A 17,162-nucleotide genomic window follows, 5' to 3' on the forward strand; every position below is an offset into this window, starting at 1 on the left:
ATATGAAGCAATGGATAATTGTAGCAGGTATGCTTTGCGCAGCCGGCAGTATTTCTGCCCAAAACAGGGATAGTGTAGTGGTTCAGGCAGATAGTATTCTGATAAAATCAGATACCATACAGGTAGGTAATTTTGTCATTATTCAAAAAAACAAAAATAATCGTACCCCGCAGGAGCAAGCTACTGCACGCCATAACAAAGTGGTAAGCATCAATTTTGATACCGATCGGCCAACTAATAAAAAGCGTAATGATAATGTAACAACCAATTGGGGCATATTAGATTTGGGTTTTGCCAACTTGAACGATAATACCAATTACACCACCGCCCAAAGTGCAGGTTATTTAACCACCGTAAATGGTAATCCCGTTACCAAAAACAGTTTTAACCTCAATGCCCGCAAATCATCTAATGTCAACATTTGGTTTTTTATGCAAAAACTCAATGTTACTAAGCATGTGGTTAACTTAAAATATGGATTAGGATTGGAAATGTATAACCTGCGATTCGATAATAATATCAGTTTTAGAAATACACCACAACCCATGGTATTAAATGATAGCATTCCTTTTACAAAAAATAAATTGTATGTGGGCTATTTAACCGTACCCTTTATGGTGAACTTTAATTTAACACCCTCTAAAGACAATGGATTGAGTTTTAGTGCAGGGGTTAGTGCCGGTTATTTAATCAATAGCCGTAACAAACAAATTAGTGGTGAACGTGGAAAACAAAAATATAAAGGCGATTTTAATTTACAACCCTGGCGTGTAGCGGCCATTGGAGAATTGGGATTAGGCCCCATACGTTTGTATGGCAGCTACAGCCTGAATAACTTGTACAAAGAAAGTACGGGGTTAGATCAAATACCCTATGCAGTGGGTATAAGGTTCAGCAGATTTTAGTTTTTTTCTCATGTTATATGTAGTTAAACAAACACTTCTTTTCTAAGCGGTGTTTTTATTTTGGAGTGAGGCAAACGTGAATGTTTTTCTAAAATATTAAAAAGCGGTATATCGGCATAATTTTAGAAATATATTCCGTTATGAAATTTCGGCAAAACCTGCATCCCTTTGTATTGCTTGCTGCACTTGCTTTCAGCAGTGTTTCTTTTACCCGTTCGGGAGTGGATAAAGATGACTATTATGTGGTGATTAAAAAATCGGATTACACTTTAACGCTGTATAACCGCAATCAAGTATGGGTAGCTAAATATCCGGTGGTATTTGGCAGTAAAGATTTGGGGGATAAAATGATGGCCGGTGATCGGAAAACACCCGAAGGTATTTTTCATATTGTGAGCAAAAAACTACACCCTAAATGGTGCCGGTTTTTAGCATTAGATTATCCGAATGCGGAGAGTTATGAAAAGTTTAATCAACGCAAAGCCAATGGCGTTATATTGCCACATGCAGCAATAGGGGGTGGTATTGGTATACATGGTACCTGGCCGCATGAAGATTTTTCGGTAGATGGTTATCAGGCATGGACGGAAGGTTGTATCAGTACCAGAAATGAATACATTATTGAATTATACAACCTGTTACCGATTGGTACAAAAGTGATAATAGAACCTTAGTATTGTTTGTATAAAAAATCACTGACTGTTTTCCCCCATTTAGCCGGTTCATTTTGTAACAGGCTTTGGTGGTGGCTGAGGGCATATATCATCATTTCTTTATGATGTGATGCAAGGTTTTTAAAAATGGTATTGGTTTCATTTTGTGTAACCCTTTGATCCTGTAATCCCCATTGCAATAATACCGGGCAATGAATAGCAGCAGCAGCATCTTCCGGTTTTAAATTAAATGCCCAGAAACCCTGTTCAATACCACCCCAAAATGTAAGTGCGGCAGCCAGGGGTTCTGCGGGTAAATGCATGGTACGCAATTTGCCTTCGGCAGCTTTTTGTAAAGTACCAAAAGGCATTTCCAAAATTATTTTATCGGGTATTAATGCATATTGTTGCATGGCCTGTAAAATAGTAGCAGCACCCAATGAAATGCCATATAAAATAATGGGCTGTTGTGTATGGGCTTTTACATAATCGTATGCTGCTTTTACATCGGCCACCTCGTGATAACCAATGGTACAGGCAGTTCCCGTACTGTTGCCATGTGCCTGGAAATCAACCGCCAATACACGGTAACCCATAGTGTAAAAAGCCTTTTCTTCGGGAATTAAAGCACTTTTATTACTGCCGTGCCCGTGAAACAGAATAATGGTGCCGAGTGCACTGTCTTTGGGTATTAACCAGGCAGCCAGTTCCTGTCCGTCAGCGGTAGCAATGGTAATGTTTTGGTGTGGAAGATTTAAAGAATCAACTACCCGGCTTTTATAAAAAGGCATTCCTAATAGCAATGCTTTCCATTTGGCCATGCCACTCATTTGGGCAGTAGTAGCCGGTTTTTCTGTTAGCGGAAAAAAATGTGTAAAGTAGTAAGCCTGCGAGGCCATCATTACATTAAGCAGAATAAAAAATGCCAGTAAAACATAGCCGGTGCGCTTTAACCATTTAGGCATGGGTAGGTGTTTTAAAAATTTATTCAAGTGCGGCCTGCTGTTAAACCAAGGCTTCTGCACCAAAATAGCGATGCAATACTTTCGGCAATGCAATGCCGTTATAATTTTGATTATTTTCCAATAAAGCGGCAACAATTCTGGGCAACGCCAATGCGCTACCGTTTAAAGAGTGTGCCAACTGTGTTTTGCCGGTAGCATCTTTAAACCTGCATTTTAAGCGATTGGTTTGAAAGCTTTCAAAATTGCTCACACTGCTTACCTCTAACCAACGTTGTTGTGCAGCGCTAAATACCTCAAAGTCGTAAGTAAGTGCAGAGGTAAAGCCCATATCGCCACCACACAAACGTAGAATGCGATAAGGCAATTCTAATAATTGCAATAATCGTTCAACATGGTTTACCATTGCATCAAGTGTTGCATAGCTGTTATCGGGGTGTACAATTTGAATAATTTCTACTTTTTCAAACTGGTGCAGTCGGTTTAATCCGCGTACATCTTTTCCAAAACTACCGGCTTCTCTTCTAAAGCAGGGTGAATAGGCTGTCATTTTAATGGGCAGTTCTTCTTCTCTCAAAATGGTATCGCGGTAAATATTGGTTACAGGAACTTCTGCGGTAGGTATTAAGTAAAAATTATCTTCCGTAGCATGATACATCTGCCCTTCTTTATCGGGTAATTGGCCTGTACCATAGGCACTGGCTTCATTCACCATAAATGGCGGTATGTATTCAGTATAACCGGCTGCGGTATTTTCATCCAAAAAATACTGAACCAGGGCTCTTTGTAGTTTGGCGCCTTTACCTTTATACAGCGGAAAGCCGCTACCCGTTATTTTGGCACCGGTTTCAAAATCAATTAAATCGTATTGTTTAATCAGTTCCCAATGTGGTAGTGCATTTTCAGGCAGTTGAGGCATGGAACCTCCGGTCTTAACAATTTCATTGTCATCGGCAGAGCGGCCGGGTGGTACGATGGCTGCAGGCAGGTTGGGTAACTGAATAATTTTTTCCTGTAATTTTTTTTCGGTTTCGGTTAAAGCATTGCTAAGTGCGCCCGCTTCTTGTTTCAGGTTGCTAACATTGGCTTTCATGGTCTCAGCGGCTTCTTTTTGCCCCTGTGCCATCAGTTTGCCAATTTCTTTTGCGGCAGCATTCGCTTGTGCCTGTACCGCATCAAACTGAGCTTGTGTTTTACGGCGCAGATCATCTAAAGCAATGATTTCATCTACTAATTCCGGTTGTTTAAACTGTTTCAGCGCTAATCTTTCTTTTACCCATTCCGGATTGTTGCGCAGCACCTGTACCTGTAACATAAATAGCAATTTGCAGCAAATATAGGCGTAGATAAAGAGATAATTTATATGGAAAGAGAAACAGTATTTACCTTTGCGGCATGTTTGTACAAGATGATTTACAACAACGCTGGTGGGCTTTAGAGGCTCGGTTAATGGAGCAGTTTGGAAAAAAACCTGATTTGGAAGCAGTTTTGTTTTTAATTGGTATGCAGGAAACGGGATTTATTCGTGATAAAATATCGAAAGAACAGAAGCAGGATTTAATGCATGTGGCGGTTTGCACGGTATTGGCACCCGGTGGATATTTTATATTAGAAGGAAAAGATGAAGATGGATGGCCGCATTTTAAACAGTTGAAAGAAATACCGGTGATGGCTTTGCCCGAACAGGAAAATTTTTTAAAAGATTATATCCTCTTGTATTTTGAACAACCATACTGGGATAAGGAATAGCTTCAAAAAACAAATTACATGAAGTATGTATTGATGATGATAGTTTTGATGCGTTTTGTATCCATGACCTATGCTCAAAAACCGGTAAAAGTAAAAGAACAATATGTATTGTTTACCACACCATACGGCAATATGGTGGCTAAATTGTACAACAATACACCCAATCATCGTGATAATTTTATTAAAAATGTAGCAGCAGGGGCATACGATAGTACCATTTTTCACAGGGTAATTGCCGGATTCATGATACAGGGAGGTGACCCGGCTACCAAAACATTAGCCGATACATCGGCCATGCAATACACATCTACGCCACCCGATCAGCAAATATTACCGGAGTTTCGGAATGATATCATACATGAACGTGGAGCTTTGGCTGCTGCAAGGGATGGAAACCCCCGAAAAGCCAGTCACGCTTACCAGTTTTATATTGTTCAGGGTAAAACTTTTGATAGTACAGCTTTGGAAACGCATTACCAGCAGCGGGTGAAGCCTGCCAATCCTAATTTTCACTATACAAAAGAACAGGCCGAACGCTATGCACGAATAGGTGGCACACCATACTTAGACCAGCAATACACGGTTTTTGGGCAGGTAATTAGTGGCTTAGAAGTAATTGATAAAATTGCTGCTCAGTCAACCAATAAGGCAAACAGACCATTAAAGAACATCAGAATAACCATTACTTTGTTGAATTAATGCAATAAAACCAATTTTTCTAACAATATTTGTAAAAAAATACACTATGAATTTTCCTGCTAATCTTCGTTACACAAAAGACCATGAATGGATACAATTAGAAGGTGATGTGGCCACCGTAGGTATTACTGATTTTGCACAAAGTGAATTAGGTGATATTGTTTATGTGGATATAGCCAATAACCAAACTTTGGATGCTGAGGCAGTTTTTGGTACTGTTGAAGCGGTTAAAACAGTGAGCGATTTGTTTTTACCCGTTGCAGGAACCATTATAGAAGTGAACGCTGCTTTGGAAAAACAACCTGAATTAGTGAATACTGACCCCTATGGAGCGGGATGGATGATTAAAATGAAAGTAAACAATCCTGCAGATGTGGCCGAATTATTAGATGCTGCTGCCTACCAACAATTGGTACACTAAAACCAAACCGGTTATTTTGCCGTATATCAGTTACCATCTGCATTAAACACCCAAAATAGCATTGCAAGAAGAAAAAAAATACAGTGAACCTGAACTGGTTATGTTGTTGAAACAACGACAAGAAGCTGCTTTTAGTTATTTGTATGATAACTATTCAGGTGCATTGTATAGCATTATTCAAAATATTGTTACCGACAGTGAGCTGGCAAACGATGTGTTACAGGAAGTGTTTGTAAAAATTTGGAAACAAATAGCACTGTATGATGAGGTGAAAGGGCGCCTGTTTACCTGGATGCTGAATATAGCCCGGAATGCTTCTATTGATATGATTAGAAGCAAAGGGTTTCAAAACAGTCAGCAAAACCGGGAACTGCAGGAAAGCGTATATGAACAAGCGGGTATCACCAGTATTGCAGTAGAGCAAATTGGTTTACGAAAAGTGGTACATCAGCTTAAACCCGAACAAAAGCAGTTGGTAGAACTGGCTTATTTTGAAGGCTATACACAGGATGAAATATCGAAAATGCTGAATATACCTTTGGGTACTGTTAAAACCAGATTGAGAACTGCATTAATACAGTTAAGGCAAATGTTAAAACACCATTGAAATTGGATATACAGGCTTACATAGAAAGTGGGGTAATTGAAAGTTACGTATTAGGTTTGGCCACCGAACAGGAAGTTGCCGAACTGGAGCAGTTGCGTAAACAATATCCCGAAATTAATCAGGCACTGGCTGCATTTGAGGCTTCGCTGGAAGCCCAGGCACTGGCCAATGCCAAGCAGCCTCCTGCACATATTAAACAACAGTTGTTTAAAACATTGCATGAGGAATTTGATGATGTGGCTATTACTGCAACCCATCAGCAGGCAACAACATCAGGTAAAGTTGTTTCATTGTTTTGGAATAAATATGCGGCGGCAGCAACTGTAATACTCATAGTGGCCAGTGCCGGTTTAAATATTTATTTCTTCAACAAAGTAGAACAACTACAAAACAAATATCTGGCATTGGTTAATGAAAGAAATTCATTGGAAGCCGGGTTGAATATTTATAAAACAAAAGCTTTAGATATTTACAACAGCATGCAGTTAATGAGCGATCCGAATATGTTGAAAGTATCTATGCCCGGTATTAAAGGGAAAGAAAACAATTTGGCAACTGTGTTTTGGGATAAACAATCTAAAGAAGTATATCTCTTACCCAATCGTTTGCCACAGGCACCCGAAAATAAACAATATCAGTTGTGGGCTTTGGTAAATGGTAAACCTGTTGATGCCGGATTACTCGGTGCCGATTGCAATGGGTTGTGTAAATTAAAAAATGTGCAAAATGCCCAGGCATTTGCCATTACGCTGGAAAATAAGGGTGGTAGTCCTACACCGCATTTAGATCAGCTCTATGTTTTTGGAAAAATCTCAGGTTAAATAGATTACTTATATTTTTTACAAGATTCATGTATAAAAGCGCATCCGTTGGTGCGCTTTTTTCGTATGTAAATGCATGAGGATAATGATTCCTGCTGATTGCTTAGCAGGGGTTTTTCAGATGGAAGGGGAGCTATTTTTATGGCTCCCTTATTTTTGTAAAAAAATAGTTTGAAACGAACTTCTTACTACATCATTGCTGCCATTATTTGGTTGCTTACTACCACATTTCTTTTATGTTTGCCCGGCAATGATTTACCCGATATTAGCTGGATAGAACAATGGCATGTAGATAAACTGATCCACATTACTTTATTTTTTGGAATGGTATTTTTATTTGCAAATACAATTGCTGATTACAGGAAAAGGCGTGTATGGATTGTGTGGATTGTTATTGCGGGTGTGGTGTATGGAATTGCCATGGAGTTTGTACAGAAATATTTTATACCGCATCGTTCATTTGATGTGGATGATATGATAGCAGATGCAGCAGGTTGTTTGCTGGCATGGTTGTGGCAAAGAAAAAAATGGTATGGGGTTAAAAAGATTGGCCCCGATGGAAATCGAGGCCGCAACCAAAACTAACTGCTTATGAGAAAATTGACTACTTGCCTAATTGTTATCTTATTTACGTTTAACGAGTTAAAAAAGTTTTCATTGCATCGTTAAAATCGTTTTTTCTTCTATTGCACTAAATTAATATTTATTCATCACATTCACAACACAAATGTCAGTAATAAAGACTGAAAGAAATGTCAATGGTTTAACAATAAAATGTTAATGATTTTAGTGACACGATATCGCATTACCTGAAGTGCTGCTAAAATAAGGGCTTAGGTATGGAATTCCCAGATTCATTCCTCTGATAATCAATAAGATAGCCATTACCCCTAATGCATACGGGATGATTTTTTTGAGATAATTACGCGTATGGATATTGATGATAAACCCAAAAAAAGAAAGTAAAGCCATGAAAGGAAGGGTGCCCAAGCCAAAAGCAATCATAAAGCCCCAACCGTTTATTACAGATCCCGCTGCCAATGAACCCGCAATGGCAAAATACACCATACCACAAGGTAACAGGCCATTTAAAATGCCTATGAATAATAAATTTTTTAGTTTTCTTTTTTGTAACAATTTGCCCAAATATTGTTGTATCCAATAGGTAAAACCATCCATCCATGCCAAGTGAAAAATATGTTTGCTGAAGTAGGGAATGCTTACATATAATAGTATGATTACCCCCATACTGATAGAAAAATATTGTTGAAATCCTGCAATGGAAATTATTCTGCCTATAAAACCAAAAACAATACCCATACTGCTATAGGTAATAATGCGGCCAGTATTGTACAGCAAAATACCGGCTATTTTTTTATACAGGTTTTGCTGCGGAAGTGGTAAAGCAAAAGCAATAGGCCCGCACATGCCTACACAGTGAAAACTGCTAAGTAAACCTAAAGTTAATCCGGATATGATAAACGCCCATTGCATTATTGAATATTTACCGGCTGTTCAGAATAATAATCTTTGTTATTTGAAATCCATTTTAATTTCAAAGCATAATTTGTTTTCAATAATGGTTTTTTGGAAAGTGTCATTATATCATTTTCATCTATCTTAATTGGGAATTTTTTATCAAAATCTGCATTGGTTTTACAATAAAACCAGGCTTCTCCCTCAATGGCTGCACCTTTTAATTCTGCCGGAAAAACAATCACAATGGTACTGTCTGTTTGTATCACTTTTACTGCTGAAAGTAAATTGGCATTGTGGGTTCCATCAATTTGTTGTTGAAAGCGCAATTCTTCTTTGTAATAATCTGTGCTTACCAAATCAATTTTGGTGTGCACTGATTTGTACACCAAAAAACCAATTAAAAGCGTAAAGCTTACAAATACTGCGGTAATTTTAAATCCCCAATTCATAAATAATTATTTTAATTGTTTACGGGTCCTAAAAAGTTTGTTTTCAATGTTGCAATTTTTTTGTGATCAGCCATTAAATCAATTGTGATATGTGATGATCTTTCTTTGATGGCATTTTTAGGTAACGTAATAAAAAATTCACCGGAGCCCTGACCTTCTTTGTGTACCATTACATAGGGTTTCCCAATGATGTCAATTTTGCCATTACCCTGATGCAGTTGCAATTGTAATTGTACGTTTTTGGTTGTTTTATTCACTACTTTAATGTTGTATAAATTAGAGATACTATCCGTTCCTCTTTCCTGGTATAAAATGCCGGGTGTGCGAATGATGGTGGCATCTACATCCTTTCTGGTTGCCAAAATACTACCTAATATGAGTAATACAATAGCGCAAAGTGCCGTATAAAACTTCATTCTCGAGGTATACGTTAAGGGTATACCGTTAGCAATAGAGTTTTCTGAAGCATATCTTATCAATCCTTTTGGCTTGCCAATTTTATCCATTACATTGTCGCAGGCATCTATACAGGCGGTGCAACCTACACATTCCATTTGAACGCCGTTGCGGATATCAATACCTGTAGGACAAACTTTTACACATTGAAAGCAATCGATACAATCGCCTAACTGATCAGTATGTAATTTTTTAGCATTACCCCTGGGTTCACCTCTTTTATAATCGTATGCCACAATCATAGAATTTTTATCGAGCAATACGCTTTGCAGGCGGCCATAAGGACAAACCACTGTGCAGGCCTGTTCTCTGAAAAACGCATATACGCCATAAAATACAGCACTAAAAACCAGAATGGAGGCAAAGCCTACCAGATGTTCAGATACCGGTTCTGTAATAATTTTAATGAGTGCCGGCATACCAATAATATAAGCCAGAAAAAAATTGGCAATGATAAATGAAAGCAAATAAAATACAACATGCTTTAAACCAACTTTAAATATTTTTTTACCGGTCCATGGTGCATTACTGAGTTGCCTTTGTGCAGGCGCATCACCCAGTATCAGGAATTCAATTTTACGGAACATCATTTCCATAAAATTGGTTTGTGGGCATGCCCAACCGCAGAAAAGGCGGCCGAATGCAGCCGTAAATAATACCACAAAAAATACGAAAGTAATCATGGTTAACCCGAAGATGAAAAAATCCTGAGGCCAGAAAATTTTGGTAAACAGAATAAATTTTCCTTCGGGTATATTGAACATGAATAGCGGCCTGCCATCTATCTGAATAAAAGGCGTACCAAAGAATACAATAAAATAAAAAACACTTAACCAGGTTCTGATGGAATAAAATTTTCCTTTGGGTTTATAAGCATACACCCATTTGCGTTTCCCTTCCTCATCTACTGTTGCAATTCTGTCGCGAAAACTTTCTGAAAGGGGTTCATTGATATGTTCTACATCTTTACTCATACAAATGGGTGTTTTGAATGCTTATTGAATGGCTGCTGCCGATTTTTGGGTTGAATCGGTACCCGATGCAGGCGCAGCACCCTGATCGGTGCAGAGGGTACCTTGTGGTTCTTTCGGTGTTTTTGGTTTAGTGCCGTGTAAACTTTTTACATAACTGGCAATTTGTTCAATTTGTAAGGGTGAGTAATCATCTTTCCAACTCTTCATACCTTTTTCGGGCCAACCATAGGTAATGCTTTTAAAAATATCTTTAATACTGCATCCGTGTAACCAATAATCATCTGTAAGATTAGGGCCTACTAAGCCGCCGCCATCGGCTAAATGGCAAGCTGCACAGGTGGTGGTAAAAATTTGTTTACCTGCTTCTAAATCGCTGGCATCGGTTAAATATTTAACCGTATTTTCATCTACATTTGCTTTTGATGCTTTTAAATAAGCTTGTTTCTCAGCTTCGGCTTTTGCCAACGAAATTTGTAATTCTTCTTTACTTAAGGGGGCACTGTGTAACACATGGTACCGAACTAAATAAATACCGGCAAAAATAATACTGGCATAAAATCCATACAACCACCAGGGTGGAAGTCTGTTATCTAATTCCCGAATACCATCGTAATCGTGTCCTAAATCAATTTCTGCTTCTTCTTTTATGGGTTTAAAGCGGTTAATATTAGCCCACCAGGTTTTAAAGGCATTGGGTTTATGAACCAACTGTGTGGCAACTTCACTTTCGGCAATGGCTGTGCGTTGTTTGCGTAACAGAAATTTTATATTGTAAATCAGCAATAATAAAATCAGCAATTCTAATAATACCACACCCACCAGGGTAAAATATCCAATCGGTGTTAGTCCGCCGTAATTAGCGGGTGCAACGGTTGTTGTTGGGTTATCAGCTCCAAAAGCATGCAGACTTAGCAGGCTCATTACCCCAATCATCATTAAAACGGAGGTATTATTATTTTTCTTTTTTTCTATGGCTTCTTTTTCTTCCTGTAATTTTATTTTAGCAGCTCCTACCAGTACATTAGCCAATAGTACAATTGCAATTAAAAGAAAGATAATAATCACTACCATCAGTTGTGTAACAGGGAATGAAAGTGAAGAAGGCTGTGGAGGGCCGGCTGCAAATGCACCAACCGGCAATAAAGCCAATATGCTTAACAGCCATTTATTGCTTCTGATTTTGTTGAAATATGCGTTCATTGTTGTTTGTTTTGTTGTTATGAACAATTTTGGCGTTATTAATAGTTGTGATCTTCCTCCAGCGGAATATTGCTAATTTGCTGCATGGTTTTTTTGTCTGCTTTCCATACCCACAATACCACTCCAATAAAAAACAGGAAGAAGATGATAAACGAGGATAATGCGTAAACATCTACGCCGATAATTTTTTCCAGATAATTGATAAATTTCATCTTACAGTTTTTTAAGGTTATTGCGCATTCATATTGGTAGATTCGCTGTTATTGGTAGCAGATTGTGCTTTAATATCAGTACCCATTCTTTGCAAATAAGCAATCAGCGCTATAATTTCAGCATTGCTGCTGATGTCAATTTTATCTTTCTTCAAAATTTCTTTGATGCTTTTTGCCTGTGCTTCCAAATCTTTATTGGCAATTTTATCATAGCCGGCCGGATAGGGAACACCTAATGTTTGCATGGCTCTTATTTTAGCAGGTGTAATAGCTGTATCAATTTTATTATCGAACAACCATCCATAAGAAGGCATAATTGAACCGGGGCTCATAGAACGGGGATCTAACATGTGGTTAAAATGCCAGCTATCGGGGTATTTGCCACCAATACGTGCTAAATCGGGTCCGGTGCGTTTACTGCCCCACTGAAAAGGATGGTCGTACACAAATTCACCGGCTTTACTATATTCGCCATAGCGGGCTACTTCATCTCTAAAAGGCCTAATCATTTGTGAGTGGCAGAGATAACAACCTTCCCGAACATAAATATCTCTTCCCTGCAATTCAAGTGGTGTATAAGGTTTTACTGAAGCAATGGTTGGAATATTGCTTTTGATTAAAAAAGTTGGAACCATTTCAATAATACCACCAATGGCAACTGCTATTAAACTGAAAATCAACATTTGAATGGGACGGGCTTCAATCCATCTGTGCCAGTATTGTTTGCCATGTGGTTCAATTATTTTTGGTAAAGCAGGTGCTTCAGCCGCTTCATTGGCTACTAATTTGCCGGCCGCAATGGTTTTCCATAAATTATACACCATTATGAAGGCACCGGTTAAGTACAATGTACCACCAATACTACGAGTAATATACATCGGTAGTATATGTGTTACGGTTTCTAAGAACTGATATTTTAAATGACCATCGGGCGTAAATTGTTTCCACATTAAAGCCTGGGTAAAGCCGGCCCAATACAACGGTACCGCATATAATACAATACCAATGGTGCCAATCCAAAAATGTGTAGTGGCTAATTTTTTAGAATACAATGGTGTATTGAAAATGCGGGGAATTAACCAATACAGTACACCAAAAGTTAAAAATCCGTTCCAACCTAATGCACCAATATGCACGTGTGCAATGGTCCAGTCGGTAAAATGTGAAATTGCATTTACACTTTTTAAACTCAGCATCGGGCCTTCAAAAGTTGCCATACCATAGCAGGTAACAGCCACCACCATGAATTTTAAAACAGGATCTTCCCGAACTTTATCCCAGGCGCCACGCAGGGTGAACAAACCATTCAGCATACCACCCCAACTGGGTAATAGCAGCATGATACTAAATACAGTGCCGAGACTTTGTGCCCAATCAGGAAGTGCGGTGTACAATAAATGGTGCGGGCCAGCCCAGATATACAAAAATATTAAAGCCCAAAAGTGAATGATAGAAAGGCGGTAGCTATAAATTGGCCGGTTGGCTGCTTTTGGCAGAAAATAATACATTATACCCAAATATGGGGTGGTTAAAAAGAAGGCAACCGCATTGTGCCCATACCACCATTGTACCAAAGCATCTTGCACACCGGCATACCAACTGTAACTTTTCATGAATGAAAATGGTAATTCAAATGAATTTACAATATGCAGCATGGCAACGGTAACCCAGGTAGCAATAAAAAACCAGATGGCTACGTACAAATGGCTTTCGCGGCGTTTAATAATGGTGCCGAACATGTTGATGCCAAAAATTACCCACACTATGGTTATGGCAATATCTAATGGCCACTCTAATTCGGCATACTCTTTACCGGAAGTATAACCCATTAACAATGTTAAAGCGCCAAATGCAATAATAAGTTGCCATCCCCAGAAGTGAAATTTACTGAGTGCATCACTAAACATTCTGGCTTTACATAAACGCTGCAATGAATAATATACCCCCATAAAAATTCCGTTGCCCACAAATGCAAATATTACTGCATTGGTGTGTACGGGGCGCACTCTTCCGAATGTGGTGTAGGGTAAGCCTAAGTTGGCGGCAGGAAAATACAGGTCGATGGCGGCCCATAATCCTGCAAGCATGCCAATAATGCCCCAGAATATGGTGGCATAGGCAAACATTTTTACAATTTTGTTATCGTAGTAAAACTTCTCTAATTGCATAAACGGCTGGTGTTTGTGTTTGAGTAAATGGTTTTATGGGATGGTTTCAATTTTTTGTTCGTTGTTGGTTTTTGTTTCGTCCTTATTTGTTGAGGTGGTTTCGGTAATTGGGGCATCATTAAAAAGGATGCGAATGGGCGGACTGGCCTCATCGTTATACTGCCCACTTTTTACGCTCCATAAGAAGGCTGCAAGAAAAAGGGCTGCAACAGAAATACTGGCGACTAATAACACAACTATTACACTCACAAGGCTTATTTTAATTTGTTTCAAAAGTATTTTGTGCCGGTTCAAGAGAATATGACTTTCATCAAGTGGCCAGATGATTTTTGTCATGTTTTAGTTGGAATGTTCATTTTTACGGTTTTTGCTGCCTTATGCATTACAGATGAAGTGATTGCGACGCAACAGACGATGCCATGAAATACAGAAGCCGGTATCATTTATTCCTCTCCTCATTTTAATCTTAATTTTTTTGCATACAGGTTACTTAAACCATAGGTAATGAATACAATGCTGATGGTACTTGCAGGCATTAAAATGGCTGCTATCATGGGCGATAGTATGCCCTGCACTGCAAAATATATTCCAATAATGTTGTATATAATTGAAACTGCAAATGCGGTAATGATAATCCACTGATTGGCTTTGGCTAATTGAATAAAGGCCGGTAACCGGTGTAATTGAGCTGCATCCAAAATTACATCGCTGGCAGGCGTAAAATTGTTGCTGTTTTCTGAAACAGCAATGCCTATGTTGGCTTGCTGTAATGCGCCGGCATCATTAAGTCCATCACCCACCATCATAACGGTATGGCCCTGACTTTGCAGTTGTTCAATAAACAATAATTTATCATTCGGTTTTTGGTGAAACAGCGTAATGGCATTAAAGCCGAGTAATGATTGCAGATAATTTTTTTCGCCGGCATTATCGCCACTTAATATGGCCAGTGCGTATTTATTTTGTAATTGTTTACTTAAAGCTTGTATTCCGGGCCGGTAGCTGTTTTTGAAAATAAATTTTCCAATTACCGTTCCTTCTATGGCAATGTATACCGATGAGGCATCATCGGCATTTTCTTCCTGCTGTGAAACGAACGATTTTGCACCAATGGCTATCCATTCATCATCTATCATCCCTTCAATTCCTTTGCCGGGTATTTCGCGGTAGCCGGTTATTTTAGCACCACCGCTTATTTTTAACCATTGTACAATTGCCTTGCTTAACGGGTGGGTTGATTGTGCCGCTAATGTGGCAATTTTCCTTTTTAAGAATTCCGCAAGTGGCATACCGTTGTATGTAATATTTTCATAACGGCCGGTAGTAAGTGTTCCTGTTTTGTCAAATACAATATAATCTACTTTTGCAATGGTTTCAATAGTAGCTGCATTACGCAGGTAAAAATTATTGCGGCCCAAGCGGCGTAATATGGTACCATTGGTAAAGGTATTGCTCAGTAATAACGCACATGGGCATGCAACAATTAAAACAGCAGTTACTGCCTGCCAAAGTTTTGAAACATCGTGCATGTACCAATACAAACCGGCAATGGCTGCAATGGTAAATACAATCCAGGTGAAATAACGACTGAGTGCATCAACAAAAGAATGTTTTGATTTTTGTTCAGCTTCTTTAAAAGTGCTACGGTTCCATAATTTTGTTAAATAACTTTGTGCTACTTCTTTTATAACCAACAGTTCTATATTGTTACCCAATTGTTTACCGCCGGCATATATCATTTCGCCCATTTGTTTTTCAACGGGTATGCTTTCACCGGTAACAAAACTGTAATCAATCAACGCTTTACCCTTGGTTAAAATGCCATCTGCCGGTATTAGTTCCTGGTGATGAATGAGCAACGTATCATCTAACTGAATATTGGGCAGGGTAACAATTTCTTCGTTGTTGTTTTTGATGCGTGATACTGCAATGGGGAAATACGCCGTATAATCCCGATCAAAATTGAGCTGTTCGTAGGTTTTATCCTGTAAAATACGGCCTACCAGCATAAAAAAAACAATGCCACTCATGCTGTCTAAATACCCACTGCCTGTGTGTGTAAAAATTTCTATCATGCTTCGTATAAAAGTTACCCAAATAGCCAGCACAATAGGCGTATCAATATTCAGGTATTTGTGGCGCAAACTTTTAAAAGCGCTGTTGTAAAATTCTGTTGCTGCATACAATATTACCGGCAAACTGAGTAAAACACTTATGTAACGAAACAGGCCTGCTAAATTTTTTTCTTTATCATCAATTCCCAAATATTCGGGAAAGCTTAATAGCATAATGTTGGCAAAGCAGAAACCGGCCACCCCTAATTTGTAAATTTTTGATTGATTGATACGTGGTTTTCCCTGCTGTAAATTTTGCAGGCTAATATAAGGCTCATAACCAATAGAGGTAAGTAACTCAGCCACTTTGCGTATAGAAGTTTTTGAGTGGTTGAACACAATATCGGCTTCTTTTCTGGTGAAGTTTACTTTGCTGCTAATGATATGTTCATTGAGCCGGTGCAGGTTTTCTATCAGCCAAAGGCAACTGCTGCAGTGCATGTGCGGCAAATAAAATGTTACATGTGTATGGGTATCATCTTTAAATACGGTAAGGGCTTCTTGTACGGAATCATCTTCTAAAAAAGCAAACTGGTTGTGTCGAACTTTAATTTTTTGACTGCTGCCCGGATTGTTGCTAATGGCATAATAATCGCACATGCCGGTTTTGTTCAATATTTCATAAACCGATTTGCAGCCTTCGCAACAAAAGTTTTTATCGTAAGCCTGAATGGGTTCATTGCCACAATCTTCTCCACAATGATAGCAGGCTGTAACAACGCCGGTAAATGATTTACTCATGCTTTCTGGTAGTTTTAATGAGATAGGGATATAATTTCTTTCGCTCTAATTCCATCCATGATTGAATTTTTTTCTCTAACAGAAACAGATGATTGATGTAGTTTTTTAAATCGGTATCCCAATCTTTTTTTATCATGTAGTTGTTCACTATTTTACGTTGCTGATGTAATGCTTTGGTGAACAGATCATGCTTTTCCTGCATGGTTTCTAATAAATGTGTATTTAAAATATACTCATCGCATGCAGATTCCTGATTGGATTGTTTTTTTAAATATGGAAAAAAATATTCCTGTTCGGCCCTGATGTATTGGCCAATTTCTTTGTTAATTTGAAACAATCTTCGGCTTAGTTGCGGTAAAAGGGTAGAATGGTATTTCCCGGAATGAAGTAATATTTCCAGTTGATGTTTTGATTGTTCCAGCATTTCCAATATAACCGGATGATGTTCTACCATAATTAAATTGCACGACCCTTCGAGCGTAAGTGGCCCATCTAACCATTTATTTAAAAAATTCAATCGCATCTTCTTCCCCTTTTCATTGCAAATTATTG

At 38.5% G+C, this 17,162-nt stretch carries 19 protein-coding genes; 8 read left to right on the forward strand and 11 right to left on the reverse strand.

Annotation, left to right across the window (positions count from 1 at the left end):
- The first annotated feature begins 2 nt into the window (after nt 1–2).
- Together AC3QLY_RS06665 and AC3QLY_RS06670 are read left to right on the forward strand one after the other, a co-directional pair.
- Nucleotides 3–905 carry an outer membrane beta-barrel protein gene (locus AC3QLY_RS06665; protein ID WP_074418061.1) on the forward strand — a complete coding sequence of 301 codons (903 nt, stop codon included), beginning with the start codon at nt 3–5 and terminating at the stop codon, nt 903–905.
- Nucleotides 906–1,045: 140 nt separating this feature from the next.
- A complete protein-coding gene (locus AC3QLY_RS06670) occupies nt 1,046–1,579 on the forward strand; it encodes a L,D-transpeptidase family protein (RefSeq protein ID WP_492991056.1) in 534 nt (177 codons plus the stop codon).
- Here AC3QLY_RS06670 and AC3QLY_RS06675 read toward each other — a convergent pair.
- Together AC3QLY_RS06675 and serS are read right to left on the reverse strand one after the other, a co-directional pair.
- A complete protein-coding gene (locus AC3QLY_RS06675; RefSeq protein ID WP_288071699.1) occupies nt 1,576–2,523 on the reverse strand; it encodes an alpha/beta hydrolase in 948 nt (315 codons plus the stop codon). The two genes, AC3QLY_RS06670 and AC3QLY_RS06675, sit on opposite strands and share 4 nt — an antisense overlap.
- 40 nt (nt 2,524–2,563) lie before the next feature.
- Complete coding sequence (serS, locus tag AC3QLY_RS06680; RefSeq protein ID WP_218331416.1) at nt 2,564–3,835, reverse strand: serine--tRNA ligase; 1,272 nt, start codon at nt 3,833–3,835, stop codon at nt 2,564–2,566.
- An 80-nt stretch (nt 3,836–3,915) separates the two neighbouring features.
- Between serS and AC3QLY_RS06685 the strand changes: the two genes are divergently transcribed.
- The 6 genes from AC3QLY_RS06685 (at nt 3,916) to AC3QLY_RS06710 (ending at nt 7,402) form a co-directional block, all read left to right on the forward strand.
- On the forward strand, nt 3,916–4,269 hold the full coding sequence (locus AC3QLY_RS06685; RefSeq protein WP_074419069.1) for a hypothetical protein: 354 nt from the start codon (nt 3,916–3,918) through the stop codon (nt 4,267–4,269).
- A gap of 18 nt (nt 4,270–4,287) precedes the next feature.
- On the forward strand, nt 4,288–4,968 hold the full coding sequence (locus AC3QLY_RS06690) for a peptidylprolyl isomerase (protein ID WP_074419070.1): 681 nt from the start codon (nt 4,288–4,290) through the stop codon (nt 4,966–4,968).
- A 46-nt stretch (nt 4,969–5,014) separates the two neighbouring features.
- Nucleotides 5,015–5,389 carry a glycine cleavage system protein GcvH gene (gcvH, locus tag AC3QLY_RS06695; RefSeq protein ID WP_074419071.1) on the forward strand — a complete coding sequence of 125 codons (375 nt, stop codon included), beginning with the start codon at nt 5,015–5,017 and terminating at the stop codon, nt 5,387–5,389.
- Between the two features lie 100 nt (nt 5,390–5,489).
- Nucleotides 5,490–5,996, forward strand: coding sequence for an RNA polymerase sigma factor (locus AC3QLY_RS06700; RefSeq protein ID WP_074419087.1), 507 nt, complete (start codon nt 5,490–5,492; stop codon nt 5,994–5,996).
- Between the two features lie 2 nt (nt 5,997–5,998).
- Nucleotides 5,999–6,817 (forward strand): anti-sigma factor, encoded by an 819-nt coding sequence (locus AC3QLY_RS06705; RefSeq protein ID WP_074419072.1) that lies wholly within the window; start codon nt 5,999–6,001, stop codon nt 6,815–6,817.
- 171 nt (nt 6,818–6,988) lie between these two features.
- On the forward strand, nt 6,989–7,402 hold the full coding sequence (locus AC3QLY_RS06710) for a VanZ family protein (protein ID WP_074419073.1): 414 nt from the start codon (nt 6,989–6,991) through the stop codon (nt 7,400–7,402).
- Nucleotides 7,403–7,603: 201 nt separating this feature from the next.
- On the opposite strand, the gene AC3QLY_RS06715 is transcribed toward AC3QLY_RS06710, so the two are convergent.
- The 9 genes from AC3QLY_RS06715 to AC3QLY_RS06755 all read right to left on the reverse strand — a co-directional run bounded on the left by AC3QLY_RS06715 (nt 7,604) and on the right by AC3QLY_RS06755 (nt 17,133).
- Nucleotides 7,604–8,311 (reverse strand): sulfite exporter TauE/SafE family protein, encoded by a 708-nt coding sequence (locus AC3QLY_RS06715; RefSeq protein WP_218331418.1) that lies wholly within the window; start codon nt 8,309–8,311, stop codon nt 7,604–7,606.
- Nucleotides 8,311–8,745, reverse strand: a complete 435-nt coding sequence (locus AC3QLY_RS06720) for a FixH family protein (protein WP_074417379.1) — start codon at nt 8,743–8,745, stop codon at nt 8,311–8,313. Before AC3QLY_RS06720 ends, AC3QLY_RS06715 begins: the two co-directional genes overlap by 1 nt.
- A gap of 11 nt (nt 8,746–8,756) precedes the next feature.
- Nucleotides 8,757–10,082 (reverse strand): cytochrome c oxidase accessory protein CcoG, encoded by a 1,326-nt coding sequence (ccoG, locus tag AC3QLY_RS06725; RefSeq protein WP_394369758.1) that lies wholly within the window; start codon nt 10,080–10,082, stop codon nt 8,757–8,759.
- 114 nt (nt 10,083–10,196) lie between these two features.
- The gene (locus AC3QLY_RS06730; RefSeq protein ID WP_288071710.1) at nt 10,197–11,375 is read right to left on the reverse strand and encodes a cbb3-type cytochrome c oxidase N-terminal domain-containing protein; all 1,179 of its coding nucleotides are present in this window, start codon (nt 11,373–11,375) and stop codon (nt 10,197–10,199) included.
- A 38-nt stretch (nt 11,376–11,413) separates the two neighbouring features.
- The gene (locus tag AC3QLY_RS06735) at nt 11,414–11,587 is read right to left on the reverse strand and encodes a CcoQ/FixQ family Cbb3-type cytochrome c oxidase assembly chaperone (protein WP_074417382.1); all 174 of its coding nucleotides are present in this window, start codon (nt 11,585–11,587) and stop codon (nt 11,414–11,416) included.
- A 17-nt stretch (nt 11,588–11,604) separates the two neighbouring features.
- Nucleotides 11,605–13,755 (reverse strand): cytochrome-c oxidase, cbb3-type subunit I, encoded by a 2,151-nt coding sequence (gene ccoN / locus AC3QLY_RS06740; protein WP_074417383.1) that lies wholly within the window; start codon nt 13,753–13,755, stop codon nt 11,605–11,607.
- A 33-nt stretch (nt 13,756–13,788) separates the two neighbouring features.
- Nucleotides 13,789–14,004 carry a cbb3-type cytochrome oxidase assembly protein CcoS gene (gene ccoS / locus AC3QLY_RS06745; protein WP_074417420.1) on the reverse strand — a complete coding sequence of 72 codons (216 nt, stop codon included), beginning with the start codon at nt 14,002–14,004 and terminating at the stop codon, nt 13,789–13,791.
- Between the two features lie 206 nt (nt 14,005–14,210).
- The gene (locus AC3QLY_RS06750; protein WP_492991062.1) at nt 14,211–16,610 is read right to left on the reverse strand and encodes a heavy metal translocating P-type ATPase; all 2,400 of its coding nucleotides are present in this window, start codon (nt 16,608–16,610) and stop codon (nt 14,211–14,213) included.
- On the reverse strand, nt 16,603–17,133 hold the full coding sequence (locus AC3QLY_RS06755; RefSeq protein ID WP_074417385.1) for a hypothetical protein: 531 nt from the start codon (nt 17,131–17,133) through the stop codon (nt 16,603–16,605). The genes AC3QLY_RS06750 and AC3QLY_RS06755 overlap by 8 nt, the downstream gene beginning before the upstream one ends.
- Nucleotides 17,134–17,162: the final 29 nt, after the last annotated feature.

It is taken from the genome of Hydrotalea sp. GW822-HT8A01, from assembly GCF_058798575.1.

What these genes read in the sequence shown, in the direction of transcription:
- AC3QLY_RS06715 (WP_218331418.1), bottom strand. Translation starts at nt 8,311, where the DNA reads ATGCAATGGGCGTTTATCATATCCGGATTAACTTTAGGTTTACTTAGC.
- AC3QLY_RS06670 (WP_492991056.1), top strand. Translation starts at nt 1,046, where the DNA reads ATGAAATTTCGGCAAAACCTGCATCCCTTTGTATTGCTTGCTGCACTT.
- AC3QLY_RS06750 (WP_492991062.1), bottom strand. Translation starts at nt 16,610, where the DNA reads ATGAGTAAATCATTTACCGGCGTTGTTACAGCCTGCTATCATTGTGGA.
- gcvH (WP_074419071.1), top strand. Translation starts at nt 5,015, where the DNA reads ATGAATTTTCCTGCTAATCTTCGTTACACAAAAGACCATGAATGGATA.
- AC3QLY_RS06690 (WP_074419070.1), top strand. Translation starts at nt 4,288, where the DNA reads ATGAAGTATGTATTGATGATGATAGTTTTGATGCGTTTTGTATCCATG.
- AC3QLY_RS06675 (WP_288071699.1), bottom strand. Translation starts at nt 2,523, where the DNA reads ATGCCTAAATGGTTAAAGCGCACCGGCTATGTTTTACTGGCATTTTTT.
- AC3QLY_RS06755 (WP_074417385.1), bottom strand. Translation starts at nt 17,133, where the DNA reads ATGCGATTGAATTTTTTAAATAAATGGTTAGATGGGCCACTTACGCTC.
- serS (WP_218331416.1), bottom strand. Translation starts at nt 3,835, where the DNA reads ATGTTACAGGTACAGGTGCTGCGCAACAATCCGGAATGGGTAAAAGAA.
- AC3QLY_RS06735 (WP_074417382.1), bottom strand. Translation starts at nt 11,587, where the DNA reads ATGAAATTTATCAATTATCTGGAAAAAATTATCGGCGTAGATGTTTAC.
- AC3QLY_RS06730 (WP_288071710.1), bottom strand. Translation starts at nt 11,375, where the DNA reads ATGAACGCATATTTCAACAAAATCAGAAGCAATAAATGGCTGTTAAGC.
- AC3QLY_RS06665 (WP_074418061.1), top strand. Translation starts at nt 3, where the DNA reads ATGAAGCAATGGATAATTGTAGCAGGTATGCTTTGCGCAGCCGGCAGT.
- AC3QLY_RS06720 (WP_074417379.1), bottom strand. Translation starts at nt 8,745, where the DNA reads ATGAATTGGGGATTTAAAATTACCGCAGTATTTGTAAGCTTTACGCTT.
- AC3QLY_RS06700 (WP_074419087.1), top strand. Translation starts at nt 5,490, where the DNA reads ATGTTGTTGAAACAACGACAAGAAGCTGCTTTTAGTTATTTGTATGAT.
- ccoN (WP_074417383.1), bottom strand. Translation starts at nt 13,755, where the DNA reads ATGCAATTAGAGAAGTTTTACTACGATAACAAAATTGTAAAAATGTTT.
- AC3QLY_RS06685 (WP_074419069.1), top strand. Translation starts at nt 3,916, where the DNA reads ATGTTTGTACAAGATGATTTACAACAACGCTGGTGGGCTTTAGAGGCT.